The sequence below is a fragment of the Enterococcus sp. AZ063 genome, from assembly GCF_051715045.1.
In the GTDB taxonomy this organism is placed as follows: domain Bacteria; phylum Bacillota; class Bacilli; order Lactobacillales; family Enterococcaceae; genus Enterococcus_D; species Enterococcus_D casseliflavus.
The window spans coordinates 2177836-2193767 of record NZ_JBIOTA010000001.1 but is presented as its reverse complement, the minus strand read 5'-3'; the positions used below and the strand labels follow the sequence as shown (position 1 = coordinate 2193767).

Genomic DNA, 15932 nt, shown 5'->3' with positions numbered 1-15932 from the left:
AAAAAGATTGTGCATTTCCTAAAAAGATATTATAATTTCTTATATAGAAAATAAAGGTGGAGAAATGATGACGCAAAAACCATATGGAACCGTACTACTAAAAGCAGCAACCATTTTAGATTATCTCGCAGAAGCGCCAAGTAAACCATTGCAAGAAATTTCTGAAGCAACGAAACTGACCCCATCCACAGCTTTGAAAATATTAGAAACGCTGCAAATGATCGGCTATGTCAAACGGGACAAAGAGAAGAATTATCGCTTAGGGTCTAAGCTGATCAAGTATGCCAATCAAAACATTCAAGAGCTTGATTTAGTGGAAATCAGCTTGCCTTACTTGGAAGCATTGCAGAAAACGGCGGATGAAACGATCCACTTAGGGGTCTTGACTGCCAATGAGATTCTTTATGTCAATAAATTGGAGCCCCGCAATCAAACGATCCGCATGTCTTCAAAAGTAGGGATCACAAGACCGTTGTATAGCTCTGCCATGGGGAAAGCCGTTTTAGCGGAGTTTGATGCCCCTCAAGTGGAAGAATATTTGGCAGCAACGCCTTTAACCGCTTATACGGAAAACACCATTACGAACCAGTTGAAGTTGAAGAAAGAATTGGAACAGGCAAAAGAAAACCAAGTAGCGTTTGATGATGAAGAAATGGAACAAGAAATCTATTGCATCGGTGCCTCACTGATAAAAGATCAGGAGATCGTTGGGGCGTTTTCTATCAGCCTACCGAAATACCGCTTGACCCCAGAATACAAAACGACATTGATCGATGCGATTATTGCGACAAAACAACAAATTGAACAAGCATTATAAACTTTTTAGTGGAAAGCCCTTGCAAATAAAAACGAGAACGGTATAATAAACGTGTAAGTTTCTTTATAATAAATACCATTTTCCAAATAGGAAATAAATGGAGGGTCTCAATGAAAAAAGTAGCGAATTTAATGAAATTAAAGGAAAGCGGCGTGATCGCTGTTGTGCGTGGCGCTTCAAAAGAAGAAGCGTTACAAGCAAGTAAAGCGATCGTTGCAGGGGGGATCACTGGCATTGAGTTGACTTTTACAGTGCCTCAAGCGGCAGATGTAATCGCTGAATTAGTAGCAACCTTCAAAGATAATCCAGAGGTAGTCGTTGGTGCGGGGACCGTTCTTGATGCAGTGACCGCTCGCTTAGCGATCATGGCAGGAGCACAATATGTGGTAAGCCCAACCTTTGATCAAGAAACGGCTGAATTATGTAATTTATATCAAATCCCGTATCTGCCTGGTTGCATGACCATTTCAGAAATGAAGGACGCCTTAAAAGCAGGCGCAGATATCATTAAACTATTCCCGGGTAGTGCGTATGGACCAAGTATCATCTCGGCCTTCAAAGCACCATTGCCACAATTAAACATTATGCCGACCGGTGGTGTCAGCTTAGACAACATGCAAGAATGGTTTGCGGCGGGTGTCGTAGCCGTTGGTGTAGGGGGGAATTTGTTAGCGCCAGCAGCAAGTGGGGATTTTGACAAAGTAACAGAAGTAGCGAAACAATATGCGGCAAAATTAAAAGAGATTCGAGGAAAGTAAGATGGCAAACATTCTGACACTAGGAGAAATCATGTTGCGTCTATCGACAACGTTAGGCGACCGAATCGCCCATAGTTCGATGTTTGCTGCCCATTATGGCGGTGGGGAAGCCAATGTTGCGATCTCCTTGGCGAATTTTGGTCATCGCGTTTCTTTTGCTAGTAAAGTGCCTGAGAATGCTTTAGGAGATGCCGTTTTTCATCATTTACGAAGCTATGGCGTCGATTGTCGCCACTTGCTTCGTGGCGGTTCCCGACTAGGTACTTACTATATTGAAACCGGTATCGGGGAACGAGCAGCGCGAGTGGTTTATGATCGCGCAGGCTCTAGCTTTGCTCAAATGAAAGAAAATGAGTGGCAATCTGACCTTTTTGATGGGGTTGACATTGTTCACCTTTCAGGGATCACGCCAGCTCTTTCAAAGACTTGGCAGACACTTTTACTGACGTTGATCAAAGAAGCGAAAGCAGCTGGTTGTAAAATCAGTTTCGATATCAATTATCGTGGAAAGCTGTGGACGACTGCTGAAGCGCGCGTCTTTTTGCAAGAAGTGCTCCCCTATGTCGATTATTGCTCGGCAGGACAGTTAGATGCCCAAGTCTTTATGGATGTATCAGCTCCAACAGAGGAAGTCGAAGATGACTACTATTATCAAGAAATGCATCGGAAATACCCAAATATCCAGCTCTTTTATTCAACTAGTCGTCAGGTGCTCTCAGCAAGTCACAATCAATTGACAGGAAGCCTATGGCACAACGGCAATTATGTCGTTTCTGCTACCCATGAGATCAATCCAATCGTTGATCGCGTCGGAGGCGGCGATGCCTTTTCAGCTGGTATCCTACATGGTCTTGTCACGAAGAAACAAGACCAAGAAATCATTGATTTTGCCACTGCAGCGTCTGCTTTGAAACATACGATCCATGGCGACTGTAATCAGTTTAGCGCCAATGAGATACAAGAATTTATTGCAACAGGTTCAGGAAAAATTATCCGATAGGAGGAATAAAACATGCAACACATGGAAACACGCTATACCCATAGTCCACTTGATATTCGTCACTATAGTACCGAGGAATTACGCAGAGAATTTTTGGTAGAGAAAATTTTCACACCAGGACAAATCATGCTGACCTATACCCACAATGATCGGATGATCTTTGGCGGAGTGACACCGACAGAAGAAGCGTTAGAAGTGCAATTAAGCAGCGAATTAGGGGTGGAATACTTCTTAGAACGTCGCGAATTAGGCGTCATCAATATTGGAGGACCTGGTGCGATCACGATCGATGGCCAAAAAGAACCAATGAAAAAACAAGACGGCTACTATATCGGCAAGGAAACCAAACAAGTCTTGTTCCACTCAGATGATCCAGCAAATCCAGCGAAGTTCTATCTATCTTGCGTGCCAGCACATAAGAAATACCCAAATGTAAAAATCAGTATCGATCAAGTCACACCAATGGAGACTGGCGAGAGCTTGACATTAAATGAACGGAAAATTTATCAATACATTCACCCAAATGTTTGCGAAAGCTGTCAATTACAAATGGGGTACACGATCTTAGAACCAGGCAGTGCTTGGAATACGATGCCAAGTCATACCCATGAACGTCGGATGGAAGCATATGTGTATTTTGATTTTGCCAACGAAGACACAAAAGTGTTCCATATGATGGGAAAACCAGATGAAACGAAGCATTTAGTCGTTAGTGAAGAACAAGCAGTTATTTCTCCAAGCTGGTCGATCCATTCGGGTGTTGGAACCAGTAACTACTCCTTTATCTGGGCAATGTGTGGCGAAAATATCACCTATACCGACATGGATATGGTGGCAATGGACGACTTAAAATAAAAAGAAAGAGGGTTTATCAATTATGGATTTTTCAATGGATCAATTTCGTTTAGATGGTAAGATCGCATTAGTGACTGGAGCTGTCTATGGGATCGGTTTTACGATCGCTCGTTCACTAGCAGCAGCAGGAGCAACGATCGTTTTTAACAACTTGGATCAAGAATCAGTGGATAAAGGATTAGCAAACTATCGTGAAGCAGGGATCGAAGCCCACGGCTATGTCTGTGATGTAACGGATGAAAAAGCAGTCAACGAAATGGTCAAGCAGATCGAAGAAGAAGTTGGCGTGATCGATATCTTAGTCAATAATGCTGGGATCATCAAACGAATCCCGATGTTGGAGATGTCTGCTGAAGACTTCCGCCAAGTCGTTGACGTGGACTTGAACGCTCCATTTATCGTTTCAAAAGCAGTCTTACCGTCAATGATCAAAAAAGGACATGGAAAAATCATCAACATTTGCTCAATGATGAGTGAATTGGGAAGAGAAACGGTGGCTGGTTACGCAGCGGCTAAAGGCGGCTTGAAAATGTTGACGAAAAACATTTGTGCCGAATTTGGTTCAGCAAACATCCAATGTAATGGGATTGGACCTGGTTATATTGCAACACCGCAAACCGCACCATTACGAGAGATCCAACCAGACGGTTCTCGTCACCCATTTGATCAATTTATCGTAGCGAAAACACCTGCTGCCCGTTGGGGTGAGCCAGAAGATTTAGCAGGACCAACTGTTTTCTTAGCTTCTGAGGCATCAAACTTTGTCAATGGCCATGTCTTATATGTAGACGGCGGTATCTTGGCGTATATCGGGAAACAACCTGAATAAAACAATCAGTAGTAAGGATGGGGACGATTGCAATCGTTCCCATTTTTATGGTCCAACACCCAAGAAATGCAGGGCTTTAAAAATAAATGGGTTGAAGCAAAGGAACTGCAAACAAATCTTTTAAAAAGAATCAAAAGCAAAACGCTGTGAAGGAAAATGTTCTTCGCAGCGTTTTGCTTGAGTAGCTCTTTTTCAAATCAGGTAGCGTATTTATGTTAGGGGAAGATTCAACACGAGCAATGAGTTTCAATCTAACAAAACTTGTTGTGCAAGCGGTAATGGAGCATTTTTCAAACATTTGGCAACTAATTTGGCGACGGCTGTAGCACCTTGGTCATTCAAATGCGTGTTATCCGTAATGCCGGTTGGATAATTGGGGTGCTGATTTTTTTCTAAATGAAGAAAATAGGTTTTCGCCTGTTGTGGTTCCAGCGCTGAAAAGAACCGTTGTGTTGCGGCAAAAAGATCCAGACAGACCACATCCAAGGAGGTAGCCAAAGCACGCATTGCTTCTGGGTAAGGACCGACTGCCAAAGGATCAAGTTGCTGTTGGTCCACGTAATGCAAACGAGTGATCGAGGTCAATAGGATCGGTGTCGCTTGCTGCTGGCGTGCCGTTTGCACGTAGGTTGCTAAATTATGCTGATATTCAACAGGTGTCGTGCCGCGACTATCTGTTTTTTGATCATTGTGTCCAAATTGAATCAAGAGATAATCACCAGCATGTAGTTCTTTTTCTGCCTGCAACAAGCGTCCTTCTTCAATGAAGCTCTTGGAGGAACGCCCATTTTTTGCCAAGTTGACGATTTGATGCTGGGGTAGATAGCGTGAGATTTTTTCTCCCCAGCCCGTTTCTGGACGAGCGCTAGGCTCTTTGATCGATGCGGTGGAATCACCGACGATGACGATTTTTACCATTTGCTTTCTCCTAAAATTTGAAGTAGTTGTTGGCGTTTTGATAACAGACATTTTCTACTAATGGTTTTAGCTGACGAAGATCAGCAGGTGCTTCACCACGTACAACGATCTCAGCAAGCCATTCACAAAAGACGCGTCGGAAATATTCATGACGGGTGTAAGACAAAAAGCTTCTTGAATCCGTCAGCATGCCGACAAAGTTAAAGATCACACTGCCATCTGCGAATTTCGTCAATTGGTGACGCATGCCTGCGCGGGTGTCGTTATACCACCAGCCAGATCCTAACTGCAATTTATTATTGCCTTCTTGCTGGAAGCACCCCATCAAAGCGACGAGTGCATCATAGTCATTGGGATTTAAGGAGTAGAGAATCGTTTGAGGCAAATGGTCCTGCGCATCAGCAGCGTTCAATAATTTCTGCAAGTTTTGAGTCAGTGGTTGATCATTGATGCCATCGTAGCCCGTATCTGGTCCCAAGCGCTCAAACATTCGTTGGTTGCAGTTACGGTACGCATGGACATGCAGTTGCATCGTCCAACCATGTTCGTGATACAGCTTCATCAGTTCAACTAGAACATTGGTTTTGAAGAACGAGACTTCTTTTTCCTCCAAAGATTCTCCAGCTAATGCTTTGGCAAAAATTGCTTCAAGGGATAACTGTTCGTCTGCAGCATACACTAAAGTATCCAATGCATGGTCAGACAAGCGGCAGTGATGCTGGTGAAAGTAGGTTACACGATCCCGCAAGGCTCTCAAGAAAGCATCGTAGGTAGTGATCGCGTTTTCGACACTCTTTTCGAGTTTGGTAACATAGGTAAGAAAATTCGGATGGTCGATTTGTAACGCTTTGTCAGGGCGAAAGGTCGGCAAGACTCGAAAACGTTGTTCTGTTTGGCTTAATTGGTGATGATAGTGAAGATCATCGACTGGATCATCTGTGGTGCAAACGATCTCGACGTTACTGCGAGCAATCAAAGCTCTACGAGTAAAGTCTTTTTGCTGCAATTTTTCGTTGCATAGCGTCCACAAAGTTTCGGCATTTTCTTCAGTAACGGGAAGATCGATCTCAAAAAATCGCTTTAATTCTAGATGGGTCCAACTGTAAAGGGGATTTCCCACCAATTTTGGCACTGTTTGACACCATGCCAAGAATTTTTCATAATCACTGGCATTGCCCGTAATCGCTTCTTCGGGTACGCCACAAGCGCGCATCAATCGCCATTTGTAATGATCACCACTTAGCCAAGCCTCGGTGATAGTTTTAAAGGGCCGATCCTCATAGATTTCTTTCGGGTCTAAGTGGCAGTGGTAATCAATGATCGGCAGCTCTTTGGCATAGTCATGGTAAAGTGTTTGAGCAATTTCATTTGGCAATAAATAGTTTTCATTTAAAAACATGTCGAACCTCTTTTCTTTGATTATAGTGTCACGCCATTTTTAAAGATGGCGATCTCACGAACGTTGTTGGCTTCATTACGCGTCGGTTTTCCACTGGCAGTATCGATGATCGCTTGAATAAAATCTTCCAGCACGACCTCCATCGGCTCTTCCAACAAGCGACCAGCGTTGAAATCCATCCAGTGCGGTTTCTTATGATAGATCTCTTGATTCGTGGCAACTTTCATGGTCGGCACATAGGCACCAAATGGCGTGCCGCGACCAGTGGTAAATAAGACGAGTTGGCAATCGGCAGAAGCCAGTGCAGAAGCGGCAACAAGGTCGTTTCCTGGACCTTCCAGCAGGCTCAAGCCTGGCTTACGGAGTTTTTCCCCATATTTTAAGACATCGACGACAGCGGAAGTCCCAGATTTTTGAGTACAGCCTAATGACTTATCTTCTAGCGTAGTGATGCCGCCTGCCTTATTGCCAGGAGAAGGATTTTCATAGACCGGTTCACCGTATGCAAGGAAATAATCTTTAAAGTCGTTGATTAGATGGAGAATTTTTTCAAAGGTTGCTTCATCTTGTGCACGCGCCATCAAGACTTGTTCAGCGCCAAACATTTCGGGTACTTCCGTCAAGACCGTACTGCCACCTTGAGAAACTAAAAAGTCAGAAAATGCCCCCAACAAAGGGTTGGCGGTGATCCCAGAAAACCCGTCGGAACCCCCACATTTCAACCCGATCTTTAGCTCACTCAAGGGAACGGCTTCTCGTTGATCCTCTTTTGCTGCTTCCAGTAATTCTTCTAATAAGCTTTCTCCGACCGCAATTTCATTGTCGCTTTCCTGTGCCACCATAAATTTGACGCGCTTTGGATCGTAGTCACCAAGGTTTTTCTTAAACTCGGGAACGGTGTTGTTCTCACAACCTAAGCCAAAGACCAAGACGCCACCGGCATTTGGATGATGCACCGCATCAATTAAAATTTGACGAGTGTTTTGATGATCTTGGCCTAACTGAGAGCAGCCGTAGGGATGTTTAAGGATCGTAATATGATCAAAAGTGCCAAGATCCGGATGATTCTTCTTGAAGTTTTCAACAATAATCTCTGCGATACCATTGATACAACCAACTGTTGGCACGATCAGTAAATCATTACGAATCCCAACTTTGCCATTTGCCCGTCGATACCCTTGGAACGTCGCAGCCCTTTTTGGATAACGGACGGGATGCAAATCGGGGGCATAGGTGTATGCTAAGGTGCCAGAAAGGTTGGTTTTGACATTGTGGGTATGCAACCATTGGCCAGTTTTCACGTCAGCTAAGAGATGTCCAATGGGATAGCCATATTTGATCACGTCTTGTGATTGTGCGAGGTCTTTGAGGGCGATTTTGTGTCCTTGTGGAATATCCTCAAAAAGGGTGATCGTTTGACCTTCAAATGCAAGGGTCGTTTTAGCAGCTAGTGGTTTTAATGCGACTGCGACATTGTCTTTAGGGTGCAATTTCAATAGTTGCGCGGGTGTTTCTGTTAATGTGCTGGACATAAAGATTCTCCTTTATTTCAAACTTGGCTCAGGGGTGTCAATCGACGCAAGTAACTGGCGGGGTCCGTCTTGTTTTAGGCATGTGCACATTTCATTGATCGTCTCTGTCATAAAGCTCAGGTCTGCATGCCAAAGTTGCTCATTTTTTAATAGAGCTGCGATCTGTTCTTCTGCTGGTAATTGTTTCACTTGCTGAAATATGGTTGTCACTAGCTCATCATCTTGAAAGGGTCGTGTGAGATAGAAAGTCAGCAACCCTGCCAGTGCGGCAGTGATTCGTTTTGGTACCTGCTGGTTTTGATGGACATAACGACTTAAGACTGGTTGAAGACGCGCACGGAATTTTGAGACGCTGTTTAAAGCGATCGATTGCAGCTGATGCTTCACATAAGGATTTCTGAAGCGCTCTTTGATTTGGTCCGCATAAGCTGCAAGCTGCGCTTTAGGCAAATCAAGCATTGGAATCAACTCTTCCTGAAAAAGACCATCCAAAAAGGCTGCAAATTCACGGTCGTTCATTACTTCTTCAACGGTTTCTAAACCTGCTAAAAGAGCGAGTGGAACCATCGCCGTATGAGGACCATTTAATAAATGTACTTTTTGTTCACGGTAAGGAGTCATATCTTCTGTCACGATCACATTCAACCCAGCTTCTTGCAAGGGGAGCTTTTCGGCTACGCCGCTTCCCTCGATCACCCATAGCATAAAGGGTTCCGCAGTGACCATTACGGCATCCTCATAGCCAAGAACCTCTTGGTATTGTGCCACTTTGTCGCGAGGATATCCTGGAACGATCCGATCGACTAAGCTGCAGCAGAAGGTGTTTTCTTTTTCTAACCAGTTGACGAAGTCTGACTCCAAAGACCATAATGCGGCATATTGTAAGACGATCTCTTTTAGTTTTTCTCCATTCCGATCGATCAATTCACAAGGAATGATCAAAAATCCCTTTTTTCGTAGTTGAAAACGACGATACAAAAGAGCGGTCAGTTTTGCGGGAAAACTTTGGGGAGGGGTATCGTGTAAGGTATCCTCTGGGTGAAACGCAATACCTGCTTCCGTCGTATTAGAAACGATGATCTCAAGTTGCTCGTCTTCGGCTAAAGCAAGATAGTCTTCCCATTGCTGATATGGATTCAACACTTGATCAATGGTGGAGACGACTTCAAATGTTTGAGATAAAGCGCCATCGACAAGTCCTTCTAAGATAACGGTGTAGAGATTTTCTTGTTGTGCCAACAGCTCTTTCAAGCCGTGATCAATCGGCTGTACCACAACGGCACTGCCGTTAAAAAGACCGTTCTTGTTCATTTGCTGCAGCTGCCAGTTAAAAAAGCCCCGCATAAAATTGCCTTCCCCGAATTGAATCACTCGGGCTGGATAGGTTTGATGGGGTTGTTCGGTAATTTTTTTCATAGAATCCTCCTTAAAAAATAGTTATGCACACGTTAACATTTTTTTGCGTAAGCGCTCTTGAAAACAAGAGGCTTACAACGATTGACGAATGATTAACGAGGTATCAAAGAAATGTTGTTTCTCAACTACTTGATTGGCAAATGCTTGCAACAGCAGGGTTGCTGCCAATTGACTCATTTCATAGACTGGTTTGCGGATCGTTGTTAATGGGGGATACGTATAGGGAGAAAAAGAACTATCATCAAAACCGATGATACCGATCTCCTCAGGGATCTTTCGTCCTGCTTGATGACAGGCATTGATCGCACCGATCGCCATGTCATCATTGGCGCAAAAAATCACTTCAGGTGGTTCAGGTAAAGCGAGTAGTTGCTGGGCACCCAGCTGACCGCTTTCCAACGAGTAGTCGCCAGCTACGAAGTATTCTTTCGGGCAGACAAGCTGCTTTTCTTGAATCGCTTTCATAAATCCTTTGCGGCGCTCTCTAGCGGAACCAAAGGAAGCGATCCCTTCGATCATGGCGATCTTTCGAAAGCCTTGTTCAAGCACATAGGTGATCATTTGATAGACCCCTTGGGCATCATTACTAGTGACATTCATCAAGGTTGCATCCTGCAATTGACGATTCAAAACGACGATAGGAATGTTTTTCTTTGAAAGAGCAGCGATAAAGCCGTCATCACGATCACTTTGACTCATCACGATCGCTCCATCGAGGCGATTCGGCTCTTCATCAAATGTATCGGATTGCAATAATTCATGAACCGCCAAAGTATATTCGGATGGTAGGGTATCACTGATTCCTTTGATCACTTCGACTAAAAAGCTATCGGAAGTACCAATGGATAGATGAGAAAAATAAAGACCAACGATATAGGATTTTTGATTCACCAGACTTTTGGCATTGACATTGGGCACATAGTGTAAAGATTCAGCGATGGCTGCGATCTTCTTTTTTGTTTCTGGCTTAATTAATGGGCTATCGTTTAGCGCACGAGAAACAGTTGTATGTGAAACACCAGCGACTTTGGCGATATCTTTGATCGTGACCATAGAAAACCTTCTTCCTTTTTGCTTGATTCAAGCATAGCTTGTTCCCACGAGAATGTCAATACACCAAGGATGCACACGTGAAACATTTTTCAAAATAACATAGGAACTTTTTCTGGGATGTGCTAGTATAAAAGAAGATAGTCAGGTAATGGGAGGGAGTCTATGAAATTCTTTTTAAGCTATCATCAAACGTCCAACTTGTTTTATAAAATATTTATTTTGATTTTTCTAATTGGTAGCGCTTTAATCATTGGGTTTAGTGGGGTCATTTATCATCGAACGTATCAAAACATTCAAGAAACATTTTTGCAAAGTCAACATAATTTGGTCAACCAAGTCAAAGAAAATCTGGATCAAAAAATTCAGATGGTGGAGTATGCCTTTTCTACATACAGTAGCACACAAAGCTTTTCCGATACGATGGAACAGCCGTTTTCCGTGACGAATTATCGACAAGTGCGAGAGATCAATTCACAACTGGCTTACATTGGTGTGATGGGGATTGAAAACGCCAGCTACCAATTGGTGAATTTGAATCAGCATTGGAAAATCGAAGAAGGCTCCTTAAAACAGATCGATGATACTGAATTCGCTGCTTTTCAAGCGTTGATCGACAACCAACGCTACTTGTATTGGTTACCAGAAGATGGCTATTTAAAAATGGTGATGACGCTGCCTGTGTTTCGCCAGGAAACCACTGCTTTGGGGATCGCTGAAATCCAAGACCATACCATTGCGCAGTTGGTGGCAGATCATGACGATTCCTTTTTGAATATTTTTCATGCAGACGGACAACTGCTTTTCGATAATGGTGAAGTGATCGATTCTGCCTTACAAGAAACAATGATTGCAGCTGCCCACGGCGATGGCATCTTCACTGACAAAGAAAACAATAAGTATGTGGTCACACAATCGGATTACAATCAGTGGTATCATGTGATCCGCCTGGCGTCTGCTAGCGTTTCACAAGCAATCCGTGAATTAAGAAGCGGTTTGATCGTGATTGGCAGTCTTTTGATCATCCTCTTTTTATTAGTATCCTATCGCATTGCGATCGTGGCTACCTCACCCATCAATCGGATCGGTGAGCTTTTAAAGCCCAAAAAACAAGGTCAGAAATTAGAAGTCAATCAGTTGATTTCCGATATCGACCAGGTCTTACATCAAAACCACGATCTCGCCGTCAAAGTCGAGCATCAAAAGCCCGAATTAGAATCCTTGTTTCTATTAAACTTGTTTCGCGGCTGTATCTCAGAAGAAGATATTCACTTAAAACTGTCACAATTTGGGTATGAAGTATCCAAAACAGAACACTTTGCCGTATTACTGATTCAAATCGATGATTTGTGTGGACGAGAAACAGCGACTATTGATATTTTCTTGCTTGCCATCGAGAATCTCGTTTCTGAGATCATTCCAGCAAATTTGCGTTTTCAACCAATCATCTCCAGTCAAGAAACCCAAGGAACGATTTTAAAGCTTCCTGAATCAGTTGACCAAAAACAAGTATTGACCTATTGTCAAAAGATCCATCAAGCGGCAAAAGATTACTTGAAAATCAAAATAAGTTGTGGGGTCTCACAATCCTACGACCGCCTCGTAGAAACCAAATTAGCGGTTGATAACGCCAAAGAAGCCTTGCACTATCGAATGAATTTAGGGGAAGAAGTCATTATCTTTTTTGACGACATTGCAGCACAATTAGACAATAATGCGATCGTTCAATACCCTAGAGAAGCAGAAAGCACCTTTTTGGATGCGATGCGTAGTGGGGAACTAGCGACCATCAAAGCGAGTTACACGGAAGTCGTACGGGAAATCATTCATGAAAACAAAAATCCGTTGACGATTGAAAGTGCCTTGTTTAAGTTGATCAACAGTATCGTTCAGCTAGGGCAACTCTTAGGAGCGGATCATACCAGCTTGCAGAATAGTCGTAAAGTTTATCAATCCGTGCTCAACCAAACTAGTTTGTTCAAAGTTGAGCAAATCATCTATCATGAGTTAGTTTTACCTATCGTTGAAACGACACAAGCCAAAACAGATCGAGAAATTCGCTCCTTGTCTGAAAAGATGGTCTTGATCGTACACCAACAATACGATCAAGATCTCTCCTTAGATAGCATTGCTGAACAGCTGCATTATAATGCCAATTACTTAAGTAATGTGTTTAAAAAGGAATTATCCATCAATTTTGCCGATTACTTACAAAACTATCGGTTGCAAATCGCCAAAAAATGGTTGCGGGAAACGGATATGACGATCAAGGAAATCGCAGCCAACCTTCAATATACCAACTCTCAAAACTTCATCCGCTTTTTCAAAAAGAAAGAACAGATGACCCCTGGAGAGTATCGCAAGCGATCCAAAGACTAAAAGAAAAAAGCGCTTTTTTATCGTTGATCAAAAGCGCTTTTTTTCTTTGCTGCCTGTTGGTTACCCTTTGACGGAACCAACCATTGCACCTTTCACGAAATACTTCTGGACAAAGGGATAGGCGATCAACATTGGCAGAGTCGCAACGACGATCACGGCCATTTTTACGGATTGTGCTGGGGGGACAACATCGACACTAGCGGCATCAGCGTTCATCCCGCTGGAGACGATCACGATTTGTCGAAGGAGCACTTGGATCGGCCATTTCGCTGAATCATTGATGTACAAGATCGCTGATTGATAAGTATTCCAATAACTAACAGCGTAGAACAAAGAGATCGTCGCAATCGATGGTAAGGAAAGGGGTAAGATGATACGGAAAAAGACGCCCCAATCAGAGCAACCATCCATTTTTGCGGATTCCTCTAAACTATCAGGAATCCCTTGGAAAAAGTTTCTCATAATGATCATATTATATGCACTGATGGCGCTCGGTAAGATCAATGCCCAGAGAGAATCGATCAAGCCGAGGCTTTGTACCAAAATAAAACTTGGGATCATCCCACCGCTAAACAACATGGTAAATACGACAATAAAGTTGAAGATGCCGCGTCCATGCAAATATTTTCTCGAAAGAGCATAGGCCATAAAAGAGGTCAAGATCATTGAAAGAACCGTTCCGACGATGGTCACGAAAAGGGAAACACCAATACTCGTAAAAATCGTGGGTGTCGAGAGAATATACCGGTAAGCATTTAAGCTAAATTCACGTGGGATAATGATAAATGTTCGTGTCGCGATCTCAGAAGAAGAAGCAAAGGAGCTTCCGAGAATGTTTAGAAAAGGTAAGAGACACGTTAAGGTGAAGAGTAGTAGAAAGCCAATAATAAATCCTTGAACGACCCGTTCACTTTTCGGGCGGTTCGTTTTTTTCAGGGTTTGTTGCATAGAAAAAACCTCCATCTTTTTTTACTTAAATAGGTACTTCCAACGTATCATGAGGCGGGGACAACGTATATAATCACTTTTACATGTTAAAAAATTCACAATAGTGATAAACGTTGATAAATCAAGGGTTTTCCAATTCGATTGAGAAATAATCCTAAAAAATGTATGCCTTTTCAAAGCTGAGAAAATGATTATATACGTTATCTTTTTTTCACGCTACCATGGGACTATCAAATCAAAAAAATTCGGAGGAACAAGTATGGAAACAAAAGTTGATAATTACTTCTCACCACTTAATGAAGAAGAACAGCGGCTGCGGCTGAAAAAGAAAAAATGGGCGCAAATCAGAAAAAATCGTGCCCTCTATATTATGGTATTGCCGGGGATTTTATATTTTCTTATTTTCCGTTACATACCGATGGGCGGTTTGGTCATCGCTTTTCAAGACTACCAACCATTCTTGGGGATCCTAGGAAGCCCCTTTGTTGGCTTCACTCATTTTATTCGGCTCTTTACTGAAGATACCTTCGTGATGTTGATGCGCAATACACTGATCATGTTTTTCTTAAATATCACGATTTCTTTCCCTTTTCCTATATTATTGGCACTTATGCTAAATGAAGTAAACAATCGCCGTTTGAAAAAAGGGATTCAAACCATCATTTATTTGCCTCATTTTATGTCGTGGGTCATCGTTGTTTCCATCTTCTATGTTTTATTAACGACAGAAGGTGGTGTAATCAATAACATGATCGAAAGTCTTGGTGGCGAACGTATCCCGTTTCTAACAAGCCGCACGTGGTTGCGTCCAATGTACATTTTCCAAGATCTTTGGAAAGGTGCCGGTTGGGGGACGATCGTCTATCTAGCCGCTATTACCAATGTTGATGAACAGCTTTATGAAGCTGCGGATATGGATGGGGCTGGCAAGCTACGAAAAATGTGGCATATCACATTGCCTTGTATTCGTCCAACGATCGTAACCTTATTGATTTTAAAGATCGGTTCGATCTTAGATATGGGCTTTGAGCATATGTTCTTGTTGATGAACTCAATGAACCGTGAAGTTGCCCAAATCTTTGATACCTTTGTCTATACCGCCGGGATTCAAAATGGTCAATTGAGTTACTCGACAGCTGTTGGGCTGTTTAAAGGACTTGTTGGCTTGATCCTCGTTATCTTTGCGAATCGTTTGGCGAAAAAAATTGGCGAAGACGGGATTTATTAAGAAAGAAGGGATCACATGACGATCGAAAAGATCACGAAAATCAACGAAGGATTACTCGCATTTTTGACGCTGATCGCACTTCACTTTCTTTGGCTCAGTGTGACTCTCCTGGGAGGGGTCCTCTTTGGCATTGGCCCTGCGTCGTATGCCATGATGAAATATTATGATCGCTGGCTTCGTCTTCATGAACGACCACCTTTGATAAAAAGTTTTTTCTACTATAGTAAAGAACGGTTCCGACAATCGGTGCTGATCAGTTGGTTGTTTCTGATCATTGCAGCGATCGTGATCACCAACATATTTGCGCCATTTCCATGGTTTATCCAAGTAGCGAATGTCCTCTTTTTGATTGCGTTTCTCTTTTTATTCATGCACGTGTATACCGTCATGGCAGCCACCAACTTTGTGACCGTGTTTGAGATCCTGCGGGGGAGTGCGTTGTTAGGTTTAGGCTATCTGCATTATTCGATCATAAGTTGGACGATTTTGATCGTTGGCTATTTAGTCCTGGGCAGTTATTTCTTGATCGGCCTCTTTTTGATGGGTAGTAGCTTAGTTGGTGGTGTTTTTGCCCTTGCTGGTAAAAAAATTCTTCAAGATATCCACCCAATTGAAACAGATCAGGTGGTTTCAAAAACGGCATCGACTACGGAGCAAACCGTTTCCAGCAAAGGAGAGGAGGTCATTATCTAAAGAAAACGGCTCAAAGACTTTTACTGGTCCGCAAACAAAACGGTTACTAGAGAACACCTGAAAATAGCAAGACAAGCTGAACCCTCATGAAATACAGCCGGTAAAACGGA

At 42.9% G+C, this 15932-nt stretch carries 14 protein-coding genes; 8 read left to right on the top strand and 6 right to left on the bottom strand.

Features of this window, described 5'->3' with window-relative positions; translation table 11 throughout:
* The first annotated feature begins 64 nt into the window (after positions 1-64).
* The 5 genes from IGK61_RS10125 to IGK61_RS10105 all read left to right on the top strand — a co-directional run bounded on the left by IGK61_RS10125 (position 65) and on the right by IGK61_RS10105 (position 4259).
* On the top strand, positions 65-817 hold the full coding sequence (locus IGK61_RS10125; RefSeq protein ID WP_074535196.1) for an IclR family transcriptional regulator: 753 nt from the start codon (positions 65-67) through the stop codon (positions 815-817).
* 110 nt (positions 818-927) lie between these two features.
* Positions 928-1575, top strand: coding sequence for a bifunctional 4-hydroxy-2-oxoglutarate aldolase/2-dehydro-3-deoxy-phosphogluconate aldolase (locus IGK61_RS10120; RefSeq protein ID WP_005229908.1), 648 nt, complete (start codon positions 928-930; stop codon positions 1573-1575).
* 1 nt (position 1576) lies between these two features.
* Positions 1577-2575: a sugar kinase gene (locus IGK61_RS10115; protein ID WP_074535197.1), complete on the top strand. Its 999-nt coding sequence runs from the start codon at positions 1577-1579 to the stop codon at positions 2573-2575.
* A gap of 12 nt (positions 2576-2587) precedes the next feature.
* Positions 2588-3430: a 5-dehydro-4-deoxy-D-glucuronate isomerase gene (gene kduI, locus IGK61_RS10110; protein ID WP_074535198.1), complete on the top strand. Its 843-nt coding sequence runs from the start codon at positions 2588-2590 to the stop codon at positions 3428-3430.
* Between the two features lie 22 nt (positions 3431-3452).
* Positions 3453-4259 (top strand): gluconate 5-dehydrogenase, encoded by an 807-nt coding sequence (locus IGK61_RS10105; RefSeq protein ID WP_005229917.1) that lies wholly within the window; start codon positions 3453-3455, stop codon positions 4257-4259.
* 246 nt (positions 4260-4505) lie between these two features.
* Here the strand turns inward: IGK61_RS10105 and IGK61_RS10100 are convergent, their stop codons facing one another.
* The 5 genes from IGK61_RS10100 to IGK61_RS10080 all read right to left on the bottom strand — a co-directional run bounded on the left by IGK61_RS10100 (position 4506) and on the right by IGK61_RS10080 (position 10577).
* On the bottom strand, positions 4506-5177 hold the full coding sequence (locus IGK61_RS10100) for a rhamnogalacturonan acetylesterase (protein WP_074535199.1): 672 nt from the start codon (positions 5175-5177) through the stop codon (positions 4506-4508).
* A gap of 10 nt (positions 5178-5187) precedes the next feature.
* On the bottom strand, positions 5188-6576 hold the full coding sequence (uxaC, locus tag IGK61_RS10095; RefSeq protein WP_074535200.1) for a glucuronate isomerase: 1389 nt from the start codon (positions 6574-6576) through the stop codon (positions 5188-5190).
* A gap of 20 nt (positions 6577-6596) precedes the next feature.
* Complete coding sequence (locus tag IGK61_RS10090) at positions 6597-8108, bottom strand: UxaA family hydrolase (protein ID WP_074535201.1); 1512 nt, start codon at positions 8106-8108, stop codon at positions 6597-6599.
* A 12-nt stretch (positions 8109-8120) separates the two neighbouring features.
* The gene (locus IGK61_RS10085) at positions 8121-9524 is read right to left on the bottom strand and encodes a tagaturonate reductase (RefSeq protein ID WP_074535202.1); all 1404 of its coding nucleotides are present in this window, start codon (positions 9522-9524) and stop codon (positions 8121-8123) included.
* Between the two features lie 72 nt (positions 9525-9596).
* Complete coding sequence (locus IGK61_RS10080) at positions 9597-10577, bottom strand: LacI family DNA-binding transcriptional regulator (protein WP_074535203.1); 981 nt, start codon at positions 10575-10577, stop codon at positions 9597-9599.
* Between the two features lie 162 nt (positions 10578-10739).
* Between IGK61_RS10080 and IGK61_RS10075 the strand changes: the two genes are divergently transcribed.
* Entirely contained in the window at positions 10740-12953 is a 2214-nt protein-coding gene (locus IGK61_RS10075; RefSeq protein ID WP_074535204.1) for an AraC family transcriptional regulator, read from the top strand.
* A 60-nt stretch (positions 12954-13013) separates the two neighbouring features.
* On the opposite strand, the gene IGK61_RS10070 is transcribed toward IGK61_RS10075, so the two are convergent.
* On the bottom strand, positions 13014-13901 hold the full coding sequence (locus IGK61_RS10070) for a carbohydrate ABC transporter permease (RefSeq protein ID WP_015509917.1): 888 nt from the start codon (positions 13899-13901) through the stop codon (positions 13014-13016).
* A gap of 259 nt (positions 13902-14160) precedes the next feature.
* On the opposite strand from IGK61_RS10070, the gene IGK61_RS10065 reads away from it, so the two are divergent.
* On the top strand, positions 14161-15129 hold the full coding sequence (locus tag IGK61_RS10065) for an ABC transporter permease (RefSeq protein ID WP_005229934.1): 969 nt from the start codon (positions 14161-14163) through the stop codon (positions 15127-15129).
* Between the two features lie 15 nt (positions 15130-15144).
* Positions 15145-15822, top strand: coding sequence for a YesL family protein (locus IGK61_RS10060; RefSeq protein ID WP_074535205.1), 678 nt, complete (start codon positions 15145-15147; stop codon positions 15820-15822).
* Positions 15823-15932: the final 110 nt, after the last annotated feature.